This is a genomic window from Micromonospora hortensis, assembly GCF_022230935.1.
Lineage (GTDB): Bacteria > Actinomycetota > Actinomycetes > Mycobacteriales > Micromonosporaceae > Micromonospora > Micromonospora hortensis.
In genome coordinates, this window is sequence record NZ_JAKKFE010000033.1 from 1 (window position 1) to 19,542 (window position 19,542).

15 protein-coding genes are annotated in these 19,542 nt (G+C 71.5%); 9 read left to right on the plus strand and 6 right to left on the minus strand.

Annotated features, from left to right (window positions below; translation table 11 throughout):
* The first annotated feature begins 249 nt into the window (after positions 1-249).
* Positions 250-1,152, plus strand: a complete 903-nt coding sequence (locus NIE111_RS22320) for an endonuclease domain-containing protein (protein WP_238686234.1) — start codon at positions 250-252, stop codon at positions 1,150-1,152.
* Between the two features lie 182 nt (positions 1,153-1,334).
* On the opposite strand, the gene NIE111_RS22325 is transcribed toward NIE111_RS22320, so the two are convergent.
* From NIE111_RS22325 to NIE111_RS22340, 4 genes are read right to left on the minus strand one after another with little or no spacing between them, the layout of a single operon-like run.
* Positions 1,335-2,282: an ABC transporter substrate-binding protein gene (locus NIE111_RS22325; RefSeq protein WP_238686235.1), complete on the minus strand. Its 948-nt coding sequence runs from the start codon at positions 2,280-2,282 to the stop codon at positions 1,335-1,337.
* Positions 2,282-3,238: an ABC transporter ATP-binding protein gene (locus tag NIE111_RS22330; RefSeq protein ID WP_308193732.1), complete on the minus strand. Its 957-nt coding sequence runs from the start codon at positions 3,236-3,238 to the stop codon at positions 2,282-2,284. The genes NIE111_RS22325 and NIE111_RS22330 overlap by 1 nt, the downstream gene beginning before the upstream one ends.
* A gap of 19 nt (positions 3,239-3,257) precedes the next feature.
* A complete protein-coding gene (locus NIE111_RS22335; RefSeq protein WP_238686236.1) occupies positions 3,258-4,331 on the minus strand; it encodes a FecCD family ABC transporter permease in 1,074 nt (357 codons plus the stop codon).
* A complete protein-coding gene (locus tag NIE111_RS22340; RefSeq protein WP_210781359.1) occupies positions 4,328-5,374 on the minus strand; it encodes a FecCD family ABC transporter permease in 1,047 nt (348 codons plus the stop codon). The genes NIE111_RS22335 and NIE111_RS22340 overlap by 4 nt, the downstream gene beginning before the upstream one ends.
* Before the next feature lie 141 nt (positions 5,375-5,515).
* On the opposite strand from NIE111_RS22340, the gene NIE111_RS22345 reads away from it, so the two are divergent.
* Positions 5,516-5,875, plus strand: a complete 360-nt coding sequence (locus NIE111_RS22345; protein ID WP_091402189.1) for a YciI family protein — start codon at positions 5,516-5,518, stop codon at positions 5,873-5,875.
* A 12-nt stretch (positions 5,876-5,887) separates the two neighbouring features.
* On the opposite strand, the gene NIE111_RS22350 is transcribed toward NIE111_RS22345, so the two are convergent.
* Positions 5,888-6,280 carry a cytidine deaminase family protein gene (locus NIE111_RS22350; protein WP_238686237.1) on the minus strand — a complete coding sequence of 131 codons (393 nt, stop codon included), beginning with the start codon at positions 6,278-6,280 and terminating at the stop codon, positions 5,888-5,890.
* 143 nt (positions 6,281-6,423) lie between these two features.
* Between NIE111_RS22350 and hrpA the strand changes: the two genes are divergently transcribed.
* The gene (gene hrpA / locus NIE111_RS22355) at positions 6,424-10,488 is read left to right on the plus strand and encodes an ATP-dependent RNA helicase HrpA (RefSeq protein ID WP_238686238.1); all 4,065 of its coding nucleotides are present in this window, start codon (positions 6,424-6,426) and stop codon (positions 10,486-10,488) included.
* Between the two features lie 79 nt (positions 10,489-10,567).
* On the opposite strand, the gene NIE111_RS22360 is transcribed toward hrpA, so the two are convergent.
* Positions 10,568-11,500: a LysR family transcriptional regulator gene (locus NIE111_RS22360; protein WP_238686239.1), complete on the minus strand. Its 933-nt coding sequence runs from the start codon at positions 11,498-11,500 to the stop codon at positions 10,568-10,570.
* Between the two features lie 35 nt (positions 11,501-11,535).
* On the opposite strand from NIE111_RS22360, the gene NIE111_RS22365 reads away from it, so the two are divergent.
* The 6 genes from NIE111_RS22365 (at position 11,536) to NIE111_RS22390 (ending at position 19,447) form a co-directional block, all read left to right on the plus strand.
* Complete coding sequence (locus tag NIE111_RS22365; protein ID WP_266303089.1) at positions 11,536-12,267, plus strand: succinate dehydrogenase cytochrome b subunit; 732 nt, start codon at positions 11,536-11,538, stop codon at positions 12,265-12,267.
* Between the two features lies 1 nt (position 12,268).
* Positions 12,269-14,206 (plus strand): fumarate reductase/succinate dehydrogenase flavoprotein subunit, encoded by a 1,938-nt coding sequence (locus NIE111_RS22370; RefSeq protein WP_238686240.1) that lies wholly within the window; start codon positions 12,269-12,271, stop codon positions 14,204-14,206.
* Entirely contained in the window at positions 14,203-14,967 is a 765-nt protein-coding gene (locus NIE111_RS22375) for a succinate dehydrogenase/fumarate reductase iron-sulfur subunit (RefSeq protein ID WP_238677177.1), read from the plus strand. The genes NIE111_RS22370 and NIE111_RS22375 overlap by 4 nt, the downstream gene beginning before the upstream one ends.
* A 1,193-nt stretch (positions 14,968-16,160) precedes the next feature.
* Positions 16,161-17,345 (plus strand): zinc-dependent alcohol dehydrogenase, encoded by a 1,185-nt coding sequence (locus tag NIE111_RS22380; protein ID WP_238686241.1) that lies wholly within the window; start codon positions 16,161-16,163, stop codon positions 17,343-17,345.
* Positions 17,346-17,409: 64 nt separating this feature from the next.
* Positions 17,410-18,330, plus strand: coding sequence for an SDR family NAD(P)-dependent oxidoreductase (locus NIE111_RS22385; protein WP_238686242.1), 921 nt, complete (start codon positions 17,410-17,412; stop codon positions 18,328-18,330).
* A gap of 112 nt (positions 18,331-18,442) precedes the next feature.
* Positions 18,443-19,447: a serine hydrolase gene (locus NIE111_RS22390; RefSeq protein WP_238686243.1), complete on the plus strand. Its 1,005-nt coding sequence runs from the start codon at positions 18,443-18,445 to the stop codon at positions 19,445-19,447.
* Positions 19,448-19,542 lie beyond the last annotated feature (95 nt).

Sequence of the window (19,542 nt, forward strand, 5' to 3'; positions counted from 1 at the left end):
ACCCCGCGCACCCCGCGCACCACCCAGCCCAACCACCACGCACCCCACCCACCAAGCGCTCCACCCGCCCACCCGCCCGGCAAGATCGCGCTCGATCCAGGATGTAGTGGCCTCCGCTTCTCGGGAGGCCACTACATCCATGTTCGAGCGCGATCATGGGGATAACGACGCGCATCGGCGCCGGTGTGAGGGGCTGCGGTTATCCACAGGGGCAGCGTGACGCGACCAGGTTCGGTCAGCCTGAGGCACATGCCGAAAGTCCCTCGTCGGCCGCCGCAGTTGCGGGGTCGGGTCTTCCGTGGCTCGACCGCCGTCTCTCGGGGCCTACTGACCCGCAATGAGCTACGCAGCTCGGCGTGGCGACCGCTGTTCCGCGACGTCTACGCCGATGCCCAGCTCGCAGTCACCCACGCCATCAGATGCACCGCCGTCGGACGGTGGCTTGTCCCACCCGGTGCGTCCATCGCGGGACGCGCTGCCGCCGGCCTCTACGGCTGCGCTGAGCCCAGCGCGAGCGAGCCCGTCGACGTCCTCGTTCCCGCCGCCACTCGGATCGGCCCGACCGCCGGCATCCGGGTCCACCACGGGGAGATCGACCCCGGCGACACCGTGGACCGGGCCGGGATCACTGTGACCAGCCCGGCGCGTACCTGCTGGGACCTGGCCCGCTGGCTCGATGTGATCGAGGCGGTGGTCGTCATCGACGCCATGCTGGCTCACCGGCTCACAACCGCGCCAGCCCTGCGCGAGTACGCGCTGAGCCGGGCCGGTCGACGCGGCTGGCGGTCGCTGCTACGCGCGGTCGACCTGGCCGACGCGGGCGCGGAGTCCCCTCAGGAGTCCCGCACCCGGGTCGGGCTGGTGCTCGCCGGCCTGCCGAGGCCGGAGACCCAGTGGGTCGTGGCCGAGCAGGGCCGATTCGTGGCTCGCCTGGACCTGGCCTGGCCGCAGTTCAAGGTCGCGGTGGAGTACGACGGGCTCTGGCACGACGACCCTGAGCAGTTCCATCGGGACCGCCAACGCCTCAACCGGCTCCTTGGCGGCGACTGGATCGTGCTGCATCTGACCGCCAAGCGCCTCCGGGACGACTTCGACGGGTTCCTCGCCGAGGTCCGAGCCGCCCTGAGGGCACGCTCGCGCTCCCCCTGGTGACGATGATCGCGCTCGAACATGGAAGTAGTGGCCTCCCTGGACGAGGAGGCCACTACATCCTGCATCGAGCACGATCATGAGCCGGCGCGGTGGTGCGTGCCCAGCGCGGGTGCGCGGGGGCGGATGACTTCGCGCGGGTGCGCGGGGGCGAGTGACTTCGCGCGGGCGGTGCTGGTGGGGTGTCAGGCGGCAGGGAGGTACTTGGCCAGGTCGTCGAGGATCTTGTTGGCGGCGCCGACGCCGATGCCGGTCATCCAGACCTCGTCGGAGACGGGGTACGCCTTGCCGGCCTTGACCGCGCCGAGGCCCTTCCACAGCGTCCCACCGGCGACCTTGGTCTGCTCGGCGGCGGCCTTGTCGCCGTACGCGGTCACGAAGATGACGTCACCGTCGACCTCGTTGACCCGCTCGGGGCTGACCAGGTCGAAGCGCTTGTCCTCCTTGTTGGCGAGCAGCTGCCGCTCGGGGCGGCCCAGGCCGGTGTCGCCGATGACGATGCCGGAGAACGAGTCCGGGCCGTACACCCGGATGTTGCCGGGCAGGAACCGCACGATGGAGACCTTGCGCGCGGCGGCGTCGCCGAGCGTCGCGCCGAAGTCCTTGGCCCGCTTCTCGTACGTGGCGAGCAGATCCTTGGCCTGCTGCTCGCGGCCGAGCGCCTTGCCGTCGAGGAGGAGGTTGTCCTTCCAGGTGATGCCCACCTTCTCGGTGAACACGGTCGGCGCGATGGCGGCCAGCTCGTCGTAGAACTTCTCCTGGCGGAACTTGCTGCCGAGGATGAGGTCCGGCTTCAGCGCGTTGATCGCCTCCAGGTCGGGCTCGGTGAGCACCCCGACCTCCTTGATGCCGGCGAGCTTGTCCGCGCCGAAGTACGTGGGCCAGCTCTTCGCCTCACCGGCGGTGGCCGCGCCGACGGGCGTGATGCCCAGCGAGAGCGCCGTGTCGATCTTGTCGGTGTCGAGCACGACGACGCGCTTGGGCTCGGCTGGGACCTTGGTGGTGCCCATGGCGTGGGTGATCTCCCGGGTGTCCCCGGTGGTGGAGCCGGCGACCGGGTCGCTCTCACCGCAGGCGGTGAGGCCGGCGCCAAGGGCGACGGCCGCGGCGAGAGCTGCGACGAGACGACGCATCAGAGTCCTTTCGAGGGGTGCGAGCCGGCGAGCGGGTTGGCCGCGTCGCCGGTGGCGGGTCGGGCGTCCGGTACGGACGCCGTCGACGAATTGGGGTCTTTCGCGCCGGCGGGCGCAACGGCCGGGCCACCCGAGGAAGCGACCGGGCCACCCGACGCGACAACGGGAACCGGAGCGTTGCCGCCGGTGTACGCGGGCACCACCAGCGGCGCGCCGGTCACCGGGCAGGGCACGACCACGCAGGCCAGCCCGAAGACGTCGCGGACCAGGTCGGCGGTGAGGATCTCCCGGGGCGGGCCGGCGGCGACCACCGCGCCGGCGCGCATGGCGACCAGGTGGTCGGCGTAGCGGGCGGCCTGGTTCAGGTCGTGCAGGACGGCGACCACGGTGCGGCCCCGCTCGGAGCGCAGCCGGTGCAGAAGGTCCAGCACCTCCACCTGGTGGGCCAGGTCGAGGAAGGTGGTCGGCTCGTCCAGCAGCAGGGCGTCGGTGTCCTGGGCGAGGGTCATGGCGATCCACACCCGTTGCCGCTGACCGCCGGAGAGGCTGTCCACCGGTCGGTCGGCCAGGTCGGTCACGTCGGCGAGGGCCATCGCCTGGTCCACCGCCGCGCCGTCCTCCGACGACCACTGCCGCCACCACCGCTGGTAGGGCTGTCGGCCGCGCCCGACCAGGTCCGCCACGGTGACGCCCTCGGGCACCAGCGGGCTCTGCGGCAGGACGCCGAGGCGGCGGGCTACCTCCCGGGTCGGCAGGTCGCGGATGGCGGTGCCGTCCAGCAGCACCGTGCCGCGGCGGGGGGTGAGCAGCCGGGCCATCGTGCGCAGCAGTGTGGACTTGCCGCACGCGTTGGGCCCGACGATCACTGTGAACGCGTCGGTGGGCAGGTCGAGGTCGAGCCCGTCGAGCACGGTCCGCTCGTCGTAGCCGGCGACCAGGTCGCGGGTGGAGAGCATCACACGACTCCTTGAGGCGTCACGACGACCGCCGCCGGCCACGCAGCAGCAGGAAGATCAGGTACGGGCCGCCGATCGCGGCGGTCAGCACACCGGCGGGTAGTTGGGTGGGTGCGAACAGGCGCCGGCCGGCCAGGTCGGCCAGCACCAGCAGGAGCGCGCCGAGCAGCGCCGCGCAGACCAGCGGTGGTCGTTCGGCGCGTACCAGGCGACGGGCCACCTGCGGGGCGACCAGCGCCACGAAGTCGACGGCGCCGACCTGGGCGGTGACCATCGCGGCGACGAGCACGCCGGTGCCGGCGAGGCCGATCCGGCGGGCCACCGGGCGCAGCCCGACGCCCCGGGCGGTGTCGTCGTCCAGGGCGCTGCTGTTCAGCGCCCAGCCGGCCCAGGCCAGCACCGGCAGCAGCACCAGCAGCGTGCCGGCGATCCAGGCGGCCTCGGTCCAGCCCTTGCCGGCCAGCGTGCCGATCAGCCAGATCTGCGCGCGCAGACCGTCGATCGGATCGGCGGTCAGCATGACCACCTCGGTGAGCGCCCGGAAGCCGAACGCGACCGCCACCCCGGCGAGCACGAACCGCTGCGCGGCCAGCCCGTGCCGAGCACCGAGAGCGAACAGCAGCACCGCCGCGAGCAGCCCGCCCACCAGCGCGGTGGGCGCCACCAGCACCGCGGCCATTCCGCTGGTCAGGGCCACTGTCGCGGCGAGGCCGGCGCCCTGGGTGATGCCGATGACGTCCGGGCTGGCGAGGGGGTTGCGGGCCACGCTCTGGATCAGCGTGCCGGCCACGCCGAAGGCGGCGCCGGCCACGGCCGCCAGCACCACCCGCGGCAGCCGAAGATCAAAGACCACGAGGTCGTACGGGGTGCCCGCTCCGGAGAGGGCGCGCAGCACGTCGGCCGGGGCGACGTACGGGGTGCCCAGCGAGAGGCTGAGCACGACGGCCAGCAGGAGCAGCACTGTCAGCGCGGCGGCCACCAGCACCGAGCGGCGGCGGATCAGCAGGCTGACCGGGCCGATCCGCAGCAGCGACCGTCCGGGCAGCCGAGCCGCATCGGCACGAGGCGTGCCCGCGCGCTGCGTGGTCGTCACGCGGTCACCACCCGGGCGCGGCGGACCAGCACGGCCAGCAGTGGCGCGCCGATCAGCGCGGTGACGATCCCGGCCGGGATCTCGCCGGGCGGGGCGACGAGCCGACCGACGATGTCGGCGGCGAGCAGCAGCGCCGGTCCGAGCAGGGCGGAGACGGCGAGGGTCCAGCGGTGGTCCGCGCCGACCAGGGCACGGGCCAGGTGCGGCACGGCCAGCCCGACGAACGCGACAGGTCCGGCGGCGGCCACCGCGGCGCCGGTCAGCAGCACGGCGGCGAGGCCACCACCGAGGCGGACCAGACCGATCCGGTGGCCGAGACCACGGGCCACGTCGTCGCCGAGGGCCAGCGCGTCCAGGCCCCGGGCGACCAGGGCGGCCAGCACCAACCCGACGAGGACGAACGGCAGCACCTGCGCGGCGACCGACAGGTCCCGTCCGGCCAGCCCGCCGACCACCCAGAAGCGGTACTCCTCGAAGGTGCGGGCGTCGATGCTGAGCAGGGCGTACACCCCGGAGGCCAGGCTGGCGTCGAGCGCCGCGCCGACCAACGCGAGGGTGACCGGGCTGGCGCCCTCGCGGGCGCGGGTGGCGATGGCGAAGACCAGCAGTCCGGCGATCAGGGCCCCGGCGATGCCGAACCAGACGTACCCGGCGAGCGTGCCGACGCCGAAGACGGAGATCGCGAGCACCACCCCGAACGACGCGCCCGCGCTGATGCCGAGGATGCGCGGCTCGGCGAGGGGGTTGCGGGTGAGCGCCTGGAACAGCACCCCGGCCACGGCGAGCGCGAGCCCGACAGCGAGGCCGAGGGCGGTCCGGGGCATCCGCAGCTCACGGACGATGGTGCTGGCGTCGCCGCCGTCCGGCGCGACGAGCGCGTGCCAGACCTGGTCGACGCCGAGTTGTCGGCTGCCGAGCGCGAAGCTGGCCAGCACGGTGAGCAGCAGCACCAGCGCGGCCGCGACGGTGACGGCCACCCGACGGCCGGTGCGGGTGCCGGACCGGTTGCGGGCCGGGGTCGGCCGGGTGGCGAGGGTGGTCACGAGTCTCCTGCACGTTCACGCTTAGGTTCGCCTAACCTTAGCCGCTCAGTTGAGGGTCACCTAACTGGCGCTCATCGATCCGCAGGAGGCTGAGCAGGGCAGACGCCCGCGCGAAGGGAGCCGCGCGCCTACTGTTGGCTCATGCGATTCGACCAGCACACGGTCGTCCTGCTGACCCGGCCGTCGGATCCGCCGGAGTTGCCGCAGGACGCGATCGACCGGTTGCGGGACGCGCACCTGGCCCACCAGGCGGGCCTCGTGCAGCAGGGGCTGGTGCTCGCGGCCGGGCCGTTTCTGCACCCCGACGACGAGCAGCTGCGGGGCTTCGTGGTGTTGTCCATCGCCCCGGACGAGGCCCGCGCGCTGTTCGCCAACGACCCCGCCGTGCGGGCCGGTCGCCTCGTCGCGCGGGTCACGTCGTGGCTGCTTCCGGAGGGCACCCTGCGGTTCGAGAGCGTGCCGGTGCCGCAGTCGATGCTGGAGGCGGCCTCCGGGGACTGACCCCGGGCCCGGTCAGCCGGCCGATTCGCTGCCGGTCTCCGCCGGCAACTCACCGAGCGGGACCACCCGCAGGGCGTCCATCGGGCCGACGACCACCCGCAGCTCGGGGAAGTAGTCCCGCAGCACCTGCTGGCACCGGTCACAGGGCGCGACGACCTCGCGGCCACGGTCGGCGACAGTGACGATCGTCTCCAGCGCGGTGACGCCCTGCGTGGCGGCCGTGCCGATCACGACAAGCTCGGCGCAGGCCCCTCCGGTGGCGTGCTGGACGTTCACGCCGGTGAAGACCCGCCCGTCAGCGGTCCGGGCCGCCGACGCGACAGTGTGGTGCTGGCTGCGGCAGCGCAGCTTGGAGACCGCGGTGGCGGCCTGCACCAACGCGCGGTCGGTGTCGCGCATCTCCATCCGGCTCCCCCAGCGCTCGACGTCGGCCGCCAACTCTAGGGCCCGCTCGTGGCCGCCAACGGACCGGAGGTGGCCGTCGGAGAGCCGGCCGCTCGGTAACCCAGGGGCGGTGCGCCGCCGGGCTGCCTATCCTTGGGCACGACATGCAGAATCCAACCGCCTCCGTCGCGTCCGACTCCGTTCGCGAGCTGCACCGCCGCCTCACACCTCTGATGTTCCGCGACCAGCGCCGGCTCCAGCAGCGACTGGACGGTGCCCGCAAGCTGCGCGACCCGCAGCGTCGGGAGGCGGCGCTGACCGAGATAACCGCCGACCTGGTCCGGGCCGAGCAGCGGCTCGCCGCCCGGCAGGCGGCGGTGCCCGTGATCACGTACCCGGTGGGCTTGCCGGTCAGTGAGCGCAAGGACGACATCGCCGCCGCCATCCGCGACCACCAGGTGGTGATCGTGGCCGGCGAGACCGGCTCCGGCAAGACCACCCAGATTCCCAAGATCTGTCTGGAGTTGGGGCGCGGGGTGCACGGCCTGATCGGGCACACGCAGCCCCGCCGGTTGGCCGCCCGGACGGTGGCCGACCGGATCGCCGACGAGCTGGGCACCGAGTTGGGCGACGTGGTCGGCTACAAGGTGCGCTTCACCGACCAGGTCAGCGAGCGCAGCCTGGTGAAGCTGATGACCGACGGCATCCTGCTGGCCGAGTTGCAGACCGACCGGATGCTGCGCCAGTACGACACGCTGATCATCGACGAGGCACACGAGCGCAGCCTCAACATCGACTTCATCCTCGGGTACCTGCGGGAACTGCTGCCCCGCAGGCCCGACCTCAAGGTCATCATCACCTCGGCGACCATCGAGACCGACCGGTTCGCCAGGCACTTCGCCGGTCCACCCACCGCCGACGAGCCGGAGGGCGTACCCGCGCCGGTGGTCGAGGTGTCGGGTCGCACCTACCCGGTGGAGGTGCGCTACCGGCCCCTCGTCGAGCTGGCCGAGGGCGAGGAGGACGGCGACGGCGACGACGAGAACGTCCGCGACCAGATCCAGGCGATCGGCGACGCCGTCGAGGAGCTGGCCGCCGAGGGCCCCGGCGACATCCTGGTCTTTCTCAGCGGCGAGCGGGAGATCCGGGACACCGCCGACGCGTTGGGCAAACTGGTGCAGAAGAAGCGCTCGCTGCTCGGCACCGAGATCCTGCCGTTGTACGCGCGGCTCTCCTCCGCCGAGCAGCACCGGGTCTTCGCCGCGCACTCCTCGCGCCGGGTGGTGCTCGCCACCAACGTCGCGGAGACCTCGCTGACAGTGCCCGGCATCAAGTACGTGGTGGACCCGGGCACAGCCCGTATCTCCCGCTACTCCAGCCGGCTCAAGGTGCAGCGGTTGCCGATCGAGCCGATCTCCCAGGCGTCGGCCAACCAGCGCAAGGGCCGCTGCGGCCGTACGTCGGACGGCATCTGCATCCGCCTCTACGACGAGCAGGACTTCCTCTCCCGGCCCGAGTTCACCGATCCGGAGATCCTGCGGACCAACCTGGCGTCGGTCATCCTCCAGATGACAGCGATCGGGCTCGGCGACCTCGCCGCGTTCCCGTTCATCGACCCACCGGACAAGCGCAACATCACCGACGGCGTCAACCTGCTGCACGAGCTGGGCGCGTTGGACCCGACCGAGGCCGACCCGGCGAAGCGGCTCACCGCGCTCGGCCGGCGGTTGGCCCAGTTGCCTGTCGACCCGCGCCTGGCGCGGATGGTGGTCGAGGGCGAACGCAACGGCGCCGCCACCGAGGTGCTGGTGATCGCCGCCGCGCTCTCCATCCAGGACCCGCGGGAGCGGCCGGCCGAGAAGCAGGCCCAGGCGGACCAGGCGCACGCCCGGTTCGCCGACAAGGAGTCGGACTTCGTCGCCTTCCTCAACCTGTGGCGCTACCTGCGCGAGCAGCAGCGGGAGCTCTCCTCCAGCGCGTTCCGTCGGATGTGCAAGGCGGAGTACCTGAACTATCTGCGCATCCGCGAGTGGCAGGACATCGTCAGCCAGCTGCGCCAGGTGCTGCGTACCCCGTCTGAGGGCGACCGGCGTGGCGGGCGGCCGGCACGCGACAGCTCTGACGACGCGGACGCCGGCCGGGGCCGCCGGGGTGGCGCGGACCTGCCGGAGGAGATCGACACCCCGAAGGTGCACCAGTCGCTGCTGCCCGGCCTGTTGTCGCACATCGGCCTCAAGGACGCCCAGAAACACGAGTACCTGGGGGCGCGGGGCGCCAAGTTCGCCCTCTTCCCCGGGTCGGCGTTGTTCAAGAAGCCGCCGCGCTGGGTGATGGCCGCCGAGTTGGTGGAGACCTCCCGGCTGTGGGGGCGCATCGCCGGCCGGGTCGAGCCGGAGTGGGTCGAGCCGCTCGCGCAGCACCTGGTCAAGCGCAGCTACAGCGAACCGCACTGGGAGAAGAAGCAGGCCGCGGTGATGGCCTACGAGAAGGTCACCCTGTACGGCGTCCCGCTGGTCAGCTCCCGCAAGGTCAACTTCGGGCGGATCGACCCGACGCTGAGCCGGGAGCTGTTCATCCGGCACGCCCTCGTCGAGGGCGACTGGCAGACCCACCACCAGTTCTGGACGGACAACAAGCGGCTGCTCGCCGAGATCGAGGAGTTGGAGAGCAGGGCCCGGCGCCGGGACATCCTGGTCGACGACGAGACCATCTTCGGCTTCTACGACCAGCGGATCCCGGCCGACGTGTCCTCCGGCCGGCACTTCGACAGCTGGTGGAAGAAGACCCGCCGCGAACAACCCGACCTGCTCACCTTCACCCGCGACCTGCTGATCAACGACGGCCGGCCCGGGGTGGACGAGGACGACTACCCGGACGAGTGGCAGGCCGACGGGGTGAGCCTGCCGCTGACCTACCGGTTCGAGCCGGGCACGCCGGACGACGGCGTCACGGTGGACATCCCGCTGCCGCTGCTCAACCAGGTGCCGGCGGAGACCTTCGACTGGCAGGTGCCGGGGCTGCGCGAGGAGACGGTGATCGCGCTGATCCGCTCGCTGCCCAAGGCGATCCGCCGCAACTTCGTCCCGGTGCCGGACTACGCCCGGGCCGCGCTGGCGGCGATCACCCCCGGCGAGGAGTCGCTGCTGGACGCGCTCACCCGGCAGCTGCGGCGGATGACCGGGGTGACAGTGCCCCGCGACGCCTGGGAGCCGGGCAAGCTCCCGGCGCACCTGCGGGTGACCTTCCGGGTCCTCGGTGACGACGAGAAGCCGGTCGCCGAGGGCAAGGACCTGCCGGCCCTGCAACGCCAACTCCGCCAGGAGGTACGCCAGGTGGTGGCGGCCGCCGCACCGGAGGTGGCCCGCACCGGGTTGCGCGAGTGGAGCATCGGCACGCTGCCCCGGACCATCGAGCAGGTCCGCGCCGGTTACGCGGTCACCGCGTACCCGGCGCTGGTCGACGAGGGCGCCACGGTCGGGGTGAGGGTGTTCGACTCCCCCGCCGAGGCGGAGGCGGCGCACTGGGCCGGCACCCGCCGGCTGCTGCGGCTCACAGTGCCGTCCCCGGCGCGGTTCCTGCAGGGGCGGCTGGACAACGAGGCGAAGCTGGCGTTGAGTCGCAACCCGCACGGCGGCGTGCAGGAGCTGATCGAGGACGCGGCGGGCGCTGCCATCGACCGGCTGATCGGTGTGGCCGGCGGGCCGGCGTGGGACGCCGACGGCTTCGCTGCCCTGCGCGAGAAGGTACGCGCCGACCTGGTCGACACCGTCGTCGAGGTGATGGACCGGGTCCGCAAGGTTCTCGCCGCCGCGTACGCCGTCGAGCAGCGGCTCGGTGCGACCCGCAACCTCGCCGTGGTGGCGGCGCTGGCCGACATCCGCAACCAGCTCGCCGGGCTGGTGCACGCCGGTTTCATCACCGAGACCGGGTACGCGCGCCTGCCCGACCTGCTGCGCTACCTCACCGCCATCGAACGTCGGCTGGAGCGGCTGGGCGGCAACCCGCAGCGGGACCGCCAGCAGCAGGACCGGATCGCCGTGGTGCAGAAGGAGTACGCCGACCTGCTCGCCAACCTGTCGCCGGCCCGCCGTCAGGAGTCGGCCGTCCGGCAGATCCGCTGGATGATCGAGGAGCTGCGGGTGAACGTCTTCGCCCAGGCGCTGGGCACTCCGTACCCCGTCTCCGAGCAGCGGATCTACCGGGCGATGGACGACGCCGAGGGCCGCTGAGCCGACGGCCGGGCCGCTGCCGGCCTCTTCGCGGCAGCGGCCCCGGCTGGCCTCTTCGCGGCCGGCGGGCCCCGGCGGGTCAGGTCAGTGGCTCGACGCCCGGGGGCAGTTCGCCGAGGTCGATCGCCGACTGGATGTAGTCGAGCAGGATGCGCCGAAGCTCCCGACCGGCGTGGGTGGGTACGACGTCGCGCCGACGGGCCACCGCGATGGTCCGCCGCACCCCGGGCGGGGCGAGTGGTGTGATCCGCACGCCCGGCCGGCGAGCCAGCACGATGCCGGGCACGAGAGCGATGCCGAGCCCCGCCTCGACGAAGCTGAGCACAGCGTCCATCTCGCCGCCGTCCACAGCGAAGGTGGGTTCGAAGCCCGCCTCCCGACACGCCTGGATTGTCGCGTCGCGCAGGTCGTACCCCTCGCGGAACATCACCATCGGCTGGTCCCGCAGGTCGGTGATGCGCAGCTCCCCGGTCGTCGACGCGGTGGGCACCTCCCCCACCGAGGCCACCACCAGGCTCTCCCGCAGGATCGGGTCGACCCGCAGCCCCGGGTCGGCCCCCTGCGCCGGCATGATGATGAGGGCCAGGTCGAGGTCACCGCGGAGCAGGTCGCGCACCAGGTCCTGCGAGCCACCCTCCTCGACCTTGAGGTCGACGGTGGGGTGCGCGTCGCGGAACCGGCGCAGCACCGGCGGGGCGAGTGAGGTGGCCAGACTGGGGGTGGCCCCGAGCCGCACCCGGCCCCGGCGCAGCCCGACCAGTTCCTGGACCTCCCGGGTCGCGGTCTCCACGTCGGCGAGGATCCGGGTGGCCAACGGCAGCAGCACCTCACCCGCCGCGGTGAGGGCGATGTTGCCCCTTACCCGCTCGAACAGTGGTGCGCCGAGGTCGGCCTCCAGAGCGTGAATTTGCTTACTGAGAGAAGGCTGAGTGATGCCGACCAGGTCGGCGGCTTGGGTGAAATGTCGTACTTCGGCCACCGCGACGAAGTACCGAAGCTGATGGAGCTGCATCTACATAGCCTACGGCTATCAACACTGCGAGTTTGATGCATTGGACGACTGGTCGAAGTGCTCCTAGCGTCGGTCCTGTGGTAATCACGAAGACTCGGTCGCCCATCCGCTCGAACGTCGGCCTCAAAGCCGTCATGGCGGTGACGGGCATCCTGCTGGCGCTGTTCCTCATCGCCCACATGCTCGGCAACCTGAAGGTGTTCACGGGGGAAACCTCGTTCGACCACTACGCGCACTGGCTGCGCGACATCGGCAAGCCACTGCTGCCCGGCGTCTGGTTCCTGTGGATCCTGCGCACCGTGCTGGTCGTGGCGGTCGTCGCCCACATCGTGGCCGCCACCGTGCTGGCCCGGCGGGCCCGCGCCGCCCGCCCGGTCAAGTACGCCCACCGCAAGAAGGTCAACGGCAGCTACGCGGCCCGCACGATGCGCTGGGGTGGAGTGATCATCCTGCTCTTCGTGATCTACCACCTGCTGGACCTGACCACCGGCACGCTGAACCCGGTCGGCAACGAGAGCAAGCCGTACGGCAACGTCGTCGCCGACTTCGCCCCGGAGCGCTGGTACGTCACGCTCTTCTACACGCTGGCCATCCTCACGGTGGGCTTCCACCTGCGCCACGGCGCGTTCAGCGCGTTCCGCAGCCTCGGCCAGCAGACGCCGCGCGGCGAGCGCAGGGCGCGTACCGCGGCTCTGATCTTCGCCGTGCTGCTCTGCGCCGGGTACCTGGTGGTCCCGTTCGCCGTACTCACCGGATTGGTGTCCTGACATGGAACTCTTCACCGAGGGCGACCCGATCGCCGACACCAAGGCTCCCGCCGGCCCGGTCGAGAAGCGTTGGGAGACCCGGCGCTTCGAGGCCAAGCTGGTCAACCCCGCCAACCGCCGCAAGATGACGGTGATCGTGGTCGGCACCGGGCTGGCCGGCGGCTCGGCCGCCGCGACCCTGGCCGAGCAGGGCTACCACGTCAAGTCCTACTGCTACCAGGACAGCCCGCGCCGGGCGCACTCCATCGCGGCACAGGGCGGCATCAACGCGGCGAAGAACTACCGCAACGACGGCGACTCCGTGCACCGGCTCTTCTACGACACCGTCAAGGGCGGCGACTTCCGCTCCCGGGAATCGAACGTGCACCGGCTCGCCGAGGTGTCGGTCAACATCATCGACCAGTGCGTCGCCCAGGGAGTGCCGTTCGCCCGCGAGTACGGCGGCCTGCTGGACACTCGCTCCTTCGGTGGCGCCCAGGTGCAGCGCACCTTCTACGCGCGGGGCCAGACGGGCCAGCAGTTGCTACTCGGCGCGTACCAGGCCCTGGAGCGGCAGATCGGCCTGGGCAACGTCGAGATGAACACCCGGCACGAGATGCTGGAGCTGGTCCTCGTCGACGACAAGGCCCGGGGCATCGTCGTCCGGGACATGGTGACCGGCGAGATCAGCACCGAGATGGCCGACGCCGTGGTGCTCGCCTCCGGCGGCTACGGCAACGTCTTCTACCTCTCCACGAACGCCAAGGGCTGCAACGTCACCGCCACCTGGCGGGCGCACCGCAAGGGCGCGTACTTCGCCAACCCCTGCTACACGCAGATCCACCCGACCTGCATCCCGGTCTCCGGCGACCACCAGTCGAAGCTGACCCTGATGAGCGAGTCGCTGCGCAACGACGGCCGGGTCTGGGTGCCGAAGACCAAGGGCGACGACCGCAGCCCGAAGGACATTCCGGAGGACGAGCGGGACTACTACCTGGAGCGGATCTACCCCTCCTTCGGCAACCTGGTCCCCCGCGACATCGCCTCCCGCGCCGCCAAGAACGTGTGCGACGAGGGTCGGGGCGTCGGGCCGACGAAGCTCGGCGTCTACCTCGACTTCGCCGACGCGATCGGCCGGCTGGGCCGCAAGGCCATCGAAGCCAAGTACGGCAACCTCTTCGAGATGTACGAGCGGATCACCGGCGAGGACCCGTACGAGGTGCCGATGCGCATCTACCCCGCCGTGCACTACACGATGGGCGGCCTGTGGGTCGACTACGACCTCCAGTCGAACATCCCCGGCCTGTTCGTGATCGGCGAGGCGAACTTCTCCGACCACGGCGCGAACCGGCTCGGCGCCTCGGCGCTGATGCAGGGCCTCGCCGACGGCTACTTCGTGCTGCCCACCACCATCGCCAACTACCTGGCCTCCGGTCCGCTGGAGAAGGTCGACGCCAGCCACCCGGCGGCCGTCGAGGCGCGCACCGACGTCGAGGACCGCGTCCAGCGGCTGCTCGCCGTCGACGGCGACCGGACCGTGGACTCGTTCCACCGGGAACTGGGCCAGATCATGTGGGAACACTGCGGCATGGAGCGCAGCGAGGCCGGGCTGCGCAAGGCGATCGACGAGATCCGTGCCCTGCGCGAGCAGTTCTGGCAGCGGGTCAAGGTGTCCGGCACCGGCGAGGAACTCAACCAGTCGCTGGAGAAGGCCGGCCGGGTGGCCGACTTCTTCGAACTGGCCGAGCTGATGTGCATCGACGCCCTGCACCGCGAGGAGTCCTGCGGCGGCCACTTCCGGGCCGAGCACCAGACCCCCGACGGTGAGGCGCAGCGCGACGACGACCGGTTCGCGTACGTGGCGGCCTGGGAGTTCACCGCCGACGGCGAGCCCTCGGTGCTGCACAAGGAAGACCTGAAGTTCGAATACGTCCACCCCACGCAGCGGAGCTACAAGTGAACCTGACCCTGCGCATCTGGCGCCAGAAGGGCCCTGAGGACAAGGGTCGGATGGTGACCTACCCGGTCGACGACGTGTCCCCGGACATGTCGTTCCTGGAGATGCTCGACGTGCTCAACGAACGGCTGATCCTCGCGGGCGAGGACCCGGTGGCGTTCGACCACGACTGCCGCGAGGGCATCTGCGGCATGTGCGGCCTGATGATCAACGGCGACGCGCACGGGCCGCAGCGCGGCACCACCGCGTGCCAGCTGCACATGCGGCAGTTCACCGACGGCGAGACGATCGACATCGAGCCGTGGCGGGCCAGCGCCTTCCCGGTGGTCAAGGACCTGGTCGTCAACCGGAGCGCCTTCGACAAGATCATCGCGGCCGGCGGTTACGTCACCGCGCCGACCGGCAGCGCGCCGGAAGCCCACTCCACCCCGGTGGCCAAGGCCAACGCCGACGCCGCCTTCGAGTCGGCCGCCTGCATCGGCTGCGGCGCCTGCGTGGCAGCCTGCCCCAACGGCTCCGGCATGCTCTTCACCGCCGCCAAGCTCACCCAGCTCTCGCTGCTGCCGCAGGGCCAGCCCGAGCGCTACACCCGGGTGATCGGCATGGTCGACGCGCATGACGAGGCCGGCTTCGGCGGCTGCACCAACGCCGGCGAATGCACCCCGGCCTGCCCGAAGGGCATCCCGCTGAACACCATCGGCCGGCTCAACCGCGACTACCTCGCGGCCACCGCCAAGGGAGCCAACAACACCCCCGGTTCCTGACGTCCGCCGTACCGACCGCCGTATCCCGCTTTCCCCGGGGGTACGGCGGTTTGGCGTTCGGCTCTGGCTCTTTGGCTTTGGCTCTTTGGCTTTGGCTTTGGTTGCGGTGGGGGCTGGGGCGACCGTCCCCGGCTCCGGGCGGTCAGGCTTGATCCCTCCGCCGGGGACGGTCGCCCCAGCCCTGACCCTGGTCACGGCTCGTCCGCACCACCGGCCCCCTCGCCTTATCTCGCCTCGTCTCGCATCGCTGCGCATCGCCGCGCTTGCCGCGCGCATGGCCACGCATGGCCGCACCGCGCCTCACCTCACTGCACCGCATCTCACCGCGCCTCACCTCACCTCACCTCGCCTCACCTCGCCTCGCGTGATCCACTCGGGTTTCAGGAAATCGGCCTGTTGCCGGGCGCCGGATACCGCGACTTCAAGGAACGCGAGTGGATCAGCTCGATCTCGGCCCGGACGAGCCGTACAGCAGCGCGACAAAGACCGTTAAGGCGCGCATATCGCCGCCTCGATGCGCTGGCTCGTTGACTCCCCCGGCGAAGCGCACAAGCAATAGCCATCCATGCACCCAAGCCACAGGCCCGAACCCGGCCCACAAACCGGCCCACGGACAGGGCCACGAACCGGGCCGCAAACCGGGCCACAGACCGGGCCACAGACCGGGCCACAGACAAGGCCACGAACCGGGCCACAGACCGGGCCGCGGAGCGCACGGGGTTGATCGACTCGCGTTTCTTGAAGTCGCGGTATCCGAGGCGCGTTGACAGGCCGATTTCCTGAAACCCGAGTGGATCATGTGCCGCTTGGGAGATGCGGCGGGCGCACCGCGTTGGGCTCGCTCCGAGGCACGGGGCACACCGGGCAAGGGCACACCGAGACACGAGCCAGACCGAGACGCGGGTCAGGCCGAGACGCGGGGCACACCGCGGGATGGGGTCGAGCCGGCTACGGGCAGTGGCCACCCACGGGCTGGGGGGCGACCGTCCCCGGCGTAGGGATCAAGCCTGACCGCCCGAAGCCGGGGACGGTCGCCCCCCAGACCCCCACCGCAACCGACAAGAGCGCAACCGACAAGAGGTCGCCCTCCAGCCCTCACCGCAACCACTCACAGGCCAGCGACGGGCGGCCGGTTCAAGTGCCTGAGCCCGGGTAGCAGTCTTTCGAGACGGCAGTGAGAAGGGATGAGGGACATGAAGGCACTCACCTGGCAGGGCAAGCGAGACGTACGGGTCGAGGAGGTCCCGGACCCTCGGATCGAGGAGCCGACCGATGCGATCGTGAAGATCACCTCGACTGCGATCTGCGGTTCCGACCTGCACCTGTACGAGGTGCTCGGGCCGTACCTGAAGCCGGGTGACGTGCTCGGACACGAGCCGATGGGCATCGTCGAGGAGGTCGGTTCGGAGGTGACCGGGCTCAAGCCGGGCGACCGGGTGGTGGTGCCGTTCAACATCGCCTGCGGCAGTTGCTGGATGTGCCAGCGCCAGCTCTACGCGCAGTGCGAGACCACCCAGGTCACCAGCGAGGGCAAGGGCGCGTCCCTGTTCGGCTACACCTCGCTCTACGGTTCGGTGCCGGGCGGGCAGGCCGAGTACCTGCGCGTTCCGCAGGCCCACTTCGGGCCGATCAAGATCCCGCAGACCGGCGCGGACGAGCGCTACCTCTACCTGTCCGACATTCTGCCCACCGCCTGGCAGGCGGTGAAGTACGCGGACACCCCACCGGGTGGCACCCTGGCCGTCTTCGGCCTGGGCCCGGTCGGGCAGTTCTGTGCCCGGATCGGCCGTCACCTCGGCGCGGGCCGGGTGATCGGGCTGGACCTGGTTCCCGAGCGACTGGAGTTGGCCCGCCGGCACGGCATCGAGGTGCTCGACGTGAGCCAGCTGTCCGACGTGCCGGGCGCGTTGATCGATCTGGTCGACGGGCGCGGCCCGGACGCGGTGATCGACGCGGTCGGGATGGAGGCGCACGGTTCGCCGGCGGGGAAGTTGGCCCAGACCGCCGCCGGGCTGTTGCCGGACAAGCTGGCCCAGACGATGACCGACCGGGCGGGCGTGGACCGGTTGTCGGTGCTGCACGCCGCGCTCAAGGCGGTTCGTCGCGGCGGCACCGTGTCGCTCTCCGGGGTGTACGGCGGCGAGGCGGACCCGATGCCGCTGATGGAGATGTTCGACAGGGGCATCCAGTTGCGGATGGGGCAGTGCCACGTGCGCCGGTGGACTGACGAGATCCTGCCGCTGCTCTCCGGCGACGACGACCCGCTGGGCGTGGAGGACCTGCGTACCCACCGGGTGCCGCTGGTTCGGGCGCCGCAGGCGTACGAGATGTTCCAGAAGAAGGAGGACGGCTGCATCAAGGTCGTCCTCGAACCATGAGTGCGAGGAGTGAGCCGGGGTTGCGAGCCCCGCAGTCACGAATTCAAGTGGCACCGTGAGCCGGGTGGTCGTGATCGTTGGCGCGAGCAGCGGGATCGGCCGGGCGACGGCCCGGGCGTTCGCCGAGCGCGGCGACCGCCTGGTCCTCGCCGCTCGCGCCACCACGACCCTGGCCGAGGTACGCGCGGAGTGCGCCGACGTCGACGTGCTGACCGTGCCGACGGACGTGACCGAGCCGGACGCGCTGGACGCGCTCGCGGGCGCCGCTGTCGACCGCTTCGGCCGCATCGACGTGTGGGTGCACACGGCGGCGGTGATGGCCTACGGGCGCTTCGACGAGCTGCCGGAACGGGTCTTCGACCAGGTGGTACGGACGGATCTGCTCGGCGCGGCCGGCTCGGCGCGGGTGGCGCTGCGGCACTTCCGGGCCACCGGGGCCGGCACGGTGATCCTCACCGGTTCGGTGCTCGGGCACATCACCGCGCCGTACATGAGCGCGTACGTGGCGAGCAAGTGGGGGTTGCAGGGTCTGGTCCGGACGGTCCAGCAGGAGTTGCGTGACAGCCCGGAGATCCGGCTGTGTCTGGTCAACCCGGGCAGCGTGGACACACCGGTGTACCAGCAGGCGGCCAACTATCTGGGCCGGATCGGGCGGCCTCCGCCGCCGGTCGCCGGCCCGCAGCGGGTGGCGCGGGCCATCGTGGACTGCGTGGACCGACCCCGCCGGGAGGTCTCGGTGGGCCGGCTCAACGTGGTGCTGCGGGCCGGCTTCACAGTGCTGCCGGGGGTCTACGACGTCCTCGTCGGCCCGCTGATGCGGGCGGCGGGACTGAGTGGACAGCCAGTCGCCGCGCACGACGGCTCGGTCTTCGCTCCGAACCCCCCCGGTGAGGCAGTCCGCGGCGGTCACCTGCCCGACCTGCGGCAACTCCTGTTCGGACCGGTCGGAGCTGTGCACGCCGCACTGCGCCGACGGTTCGGTTGACCTGTTCGGGACTGTTCGGGACATATTCGGGGGCATCGTGCGTCGATCAACTCGCCTAGGGTGGTGGGCCAGCAAGCGCTCAGGCACACCACGATCGGGGAGACGATTGACCATGCGACTGAACCGCAGAACGGCACTCGGACTGGGCACGGTGGCCACCGCCGGCACGGTGCTGGGCGCCGCTGCCCCGGCGAGCGCCGCCGAGACCACCGAGGCGTCGCCGACCACCCCTGCTCGGGCCGCCCTTCGGGTCGCCTCCGTCTTCACCAAGCACAGCGTCGCGGCCGGCGGAAACTGGCAGGCGTACGTCAGCGTCGCCGACCCGGCCGGTGCGCCGGTGGTCGCGGTCGAGGCTGACGCGGACCGGCGGATCGAGGCGTACAGCGTCAACAAGATCGCCGTCGCCACGGCGGTGCTCGACAAGGTCGACCGGGGGCTGCTCACCCTGGACCAGCAGGTCGAGGTGAGCGCGGCGATCGTCGTACCGGGCGGTGACGGCATCTTCAGCCTGGACGGCGCGTACCCGAGCCTGGTGACCATCGGGCACGTGCTGGCCAACCTGCTGACCGTCTCGGACGACACGGCGGTGCGGCTGTGCGGGCTGGTCGCCCCGGCCGCCGAGATCAACTCCATCCTGGTCGCCAAGGGCTTCCCGAACACCCAGGTGCAGCCGGTGGCCAACCCGAACCGGTTCTTCCTCGGCACCAGCACCCCCCGGGAGACGCACGACCTGCTGCGCGCCCTGGTCGCTGGCACGCTGCTCTCCCCCGCCTCGACGACGTACCTGTTGGGCATCCTGCGCTCCCCGGTGGCGTTCACCGACGGCATCCGGCGCACCATGTCCTCCGACGAGCGGGCCCGGATCGCCACCAAGGCCGGTTGGTACGCCGACGCCCGGCACGAGGCCGGCGTGATCTTCGACCGCTCCGGCGCGGCGGTGCTCACCTACGCCCTCTTCGCCGACGGGCAGGCCAACCCGGAGGACTTCGGCGCGACCCACCCGGCGGTGCAGGCCCGGGCCGCCATGGGCCCGAAGTTCCTGGCCGCCGTGGACCGGATCGCGGGCGTGGGCAAGACGTTCCGGATCACCGCCCGACGCCCCAGCAACGGCGGCTAGGGCACCCCCTGAGCGCGTCCCGGGTCGGTCGCCGCTGCCGGCGACCGACCCGGCGTGGCCACCACCGAGGCACGGGTCGGTCCGGGTGACTACCG

Coding starts and splice junctions, on each gene's coding strand:
- NIE111_RS22320 (WP_238686234.1), top strand. CDS start 250: ATGCCGAAAGTCCCTCGTCGGCCGCCGCAGTTGCGGGGTCGGGTCTTC.
- NIE111_RS22390 (WP_238686243.1), top strand. CDS start 18,443: ATGCGACTGAACCGCAGAACGGCACTCGGACTGGGCACGGTGGCCACC.
- NIE111_RS22380 (WP_238686241.1), top strand. CDS start 16,161: ATGAAGGCACTCACCTGGCAGGGCAAGCGAGACGTACGGGTCGAGGAG.
- NIE111_RS22360 (WP_238686239.1), bottom strand. CDS start 11,500: ATGCAGCTCCATCAGCTTCGGTACTTCGTCGCGGTGGCCGAAGTACGA.
- NIE111_RS22365 (WP_266303089.1), top strand. CDS start 11,536: ATGCATTGGACGACTGGTCGAAGTGCTCCTAGCGTCGGTCCTGTGGTA.
- NIE111_RS22325 (WP_238686235.1), bottom strand. CDS start 2,282: ATGCGTCGTCTCGTCGCAGCTCTCGCCGCGGCCGTCGCCCTTGGCGCC.
- NIE111_RS22345 (WP_091402189.1), top strand. CDS start 5,516: ATGCGATTCGACCAGCACACGGTCGTCCTGCTGACCCGGCCGTCGGAT.
- hrpA (WP_238686238.1), top strand. CDS start 6,424: ATGCAGAATCCAACCGCCTCCGTCGCGTCCGACTCCGTTCGCGAGCTG.
- NIE111_RS22370 (WP_238686240.1), top strand. CDS start 12,269: ATGGAACTCTTCACCGAGGGCGACCCGATCGCCGACACCAAGGCTCCC.
- NIE111_RS22350 (WP_238686237.1), bottom strand. CDS start 6,280: ATGGAGATGCGCGACACCGACCGCGCGTTGGTGCAGGCCGCCACCGCG.
- NIE111_RS22330 (WP_308193732.1), bottom strand. CDS start 3,238: ATGCTCTCCACCCGCGACCTGGTCGCCGGCTACGACGAGCGGACCGTG.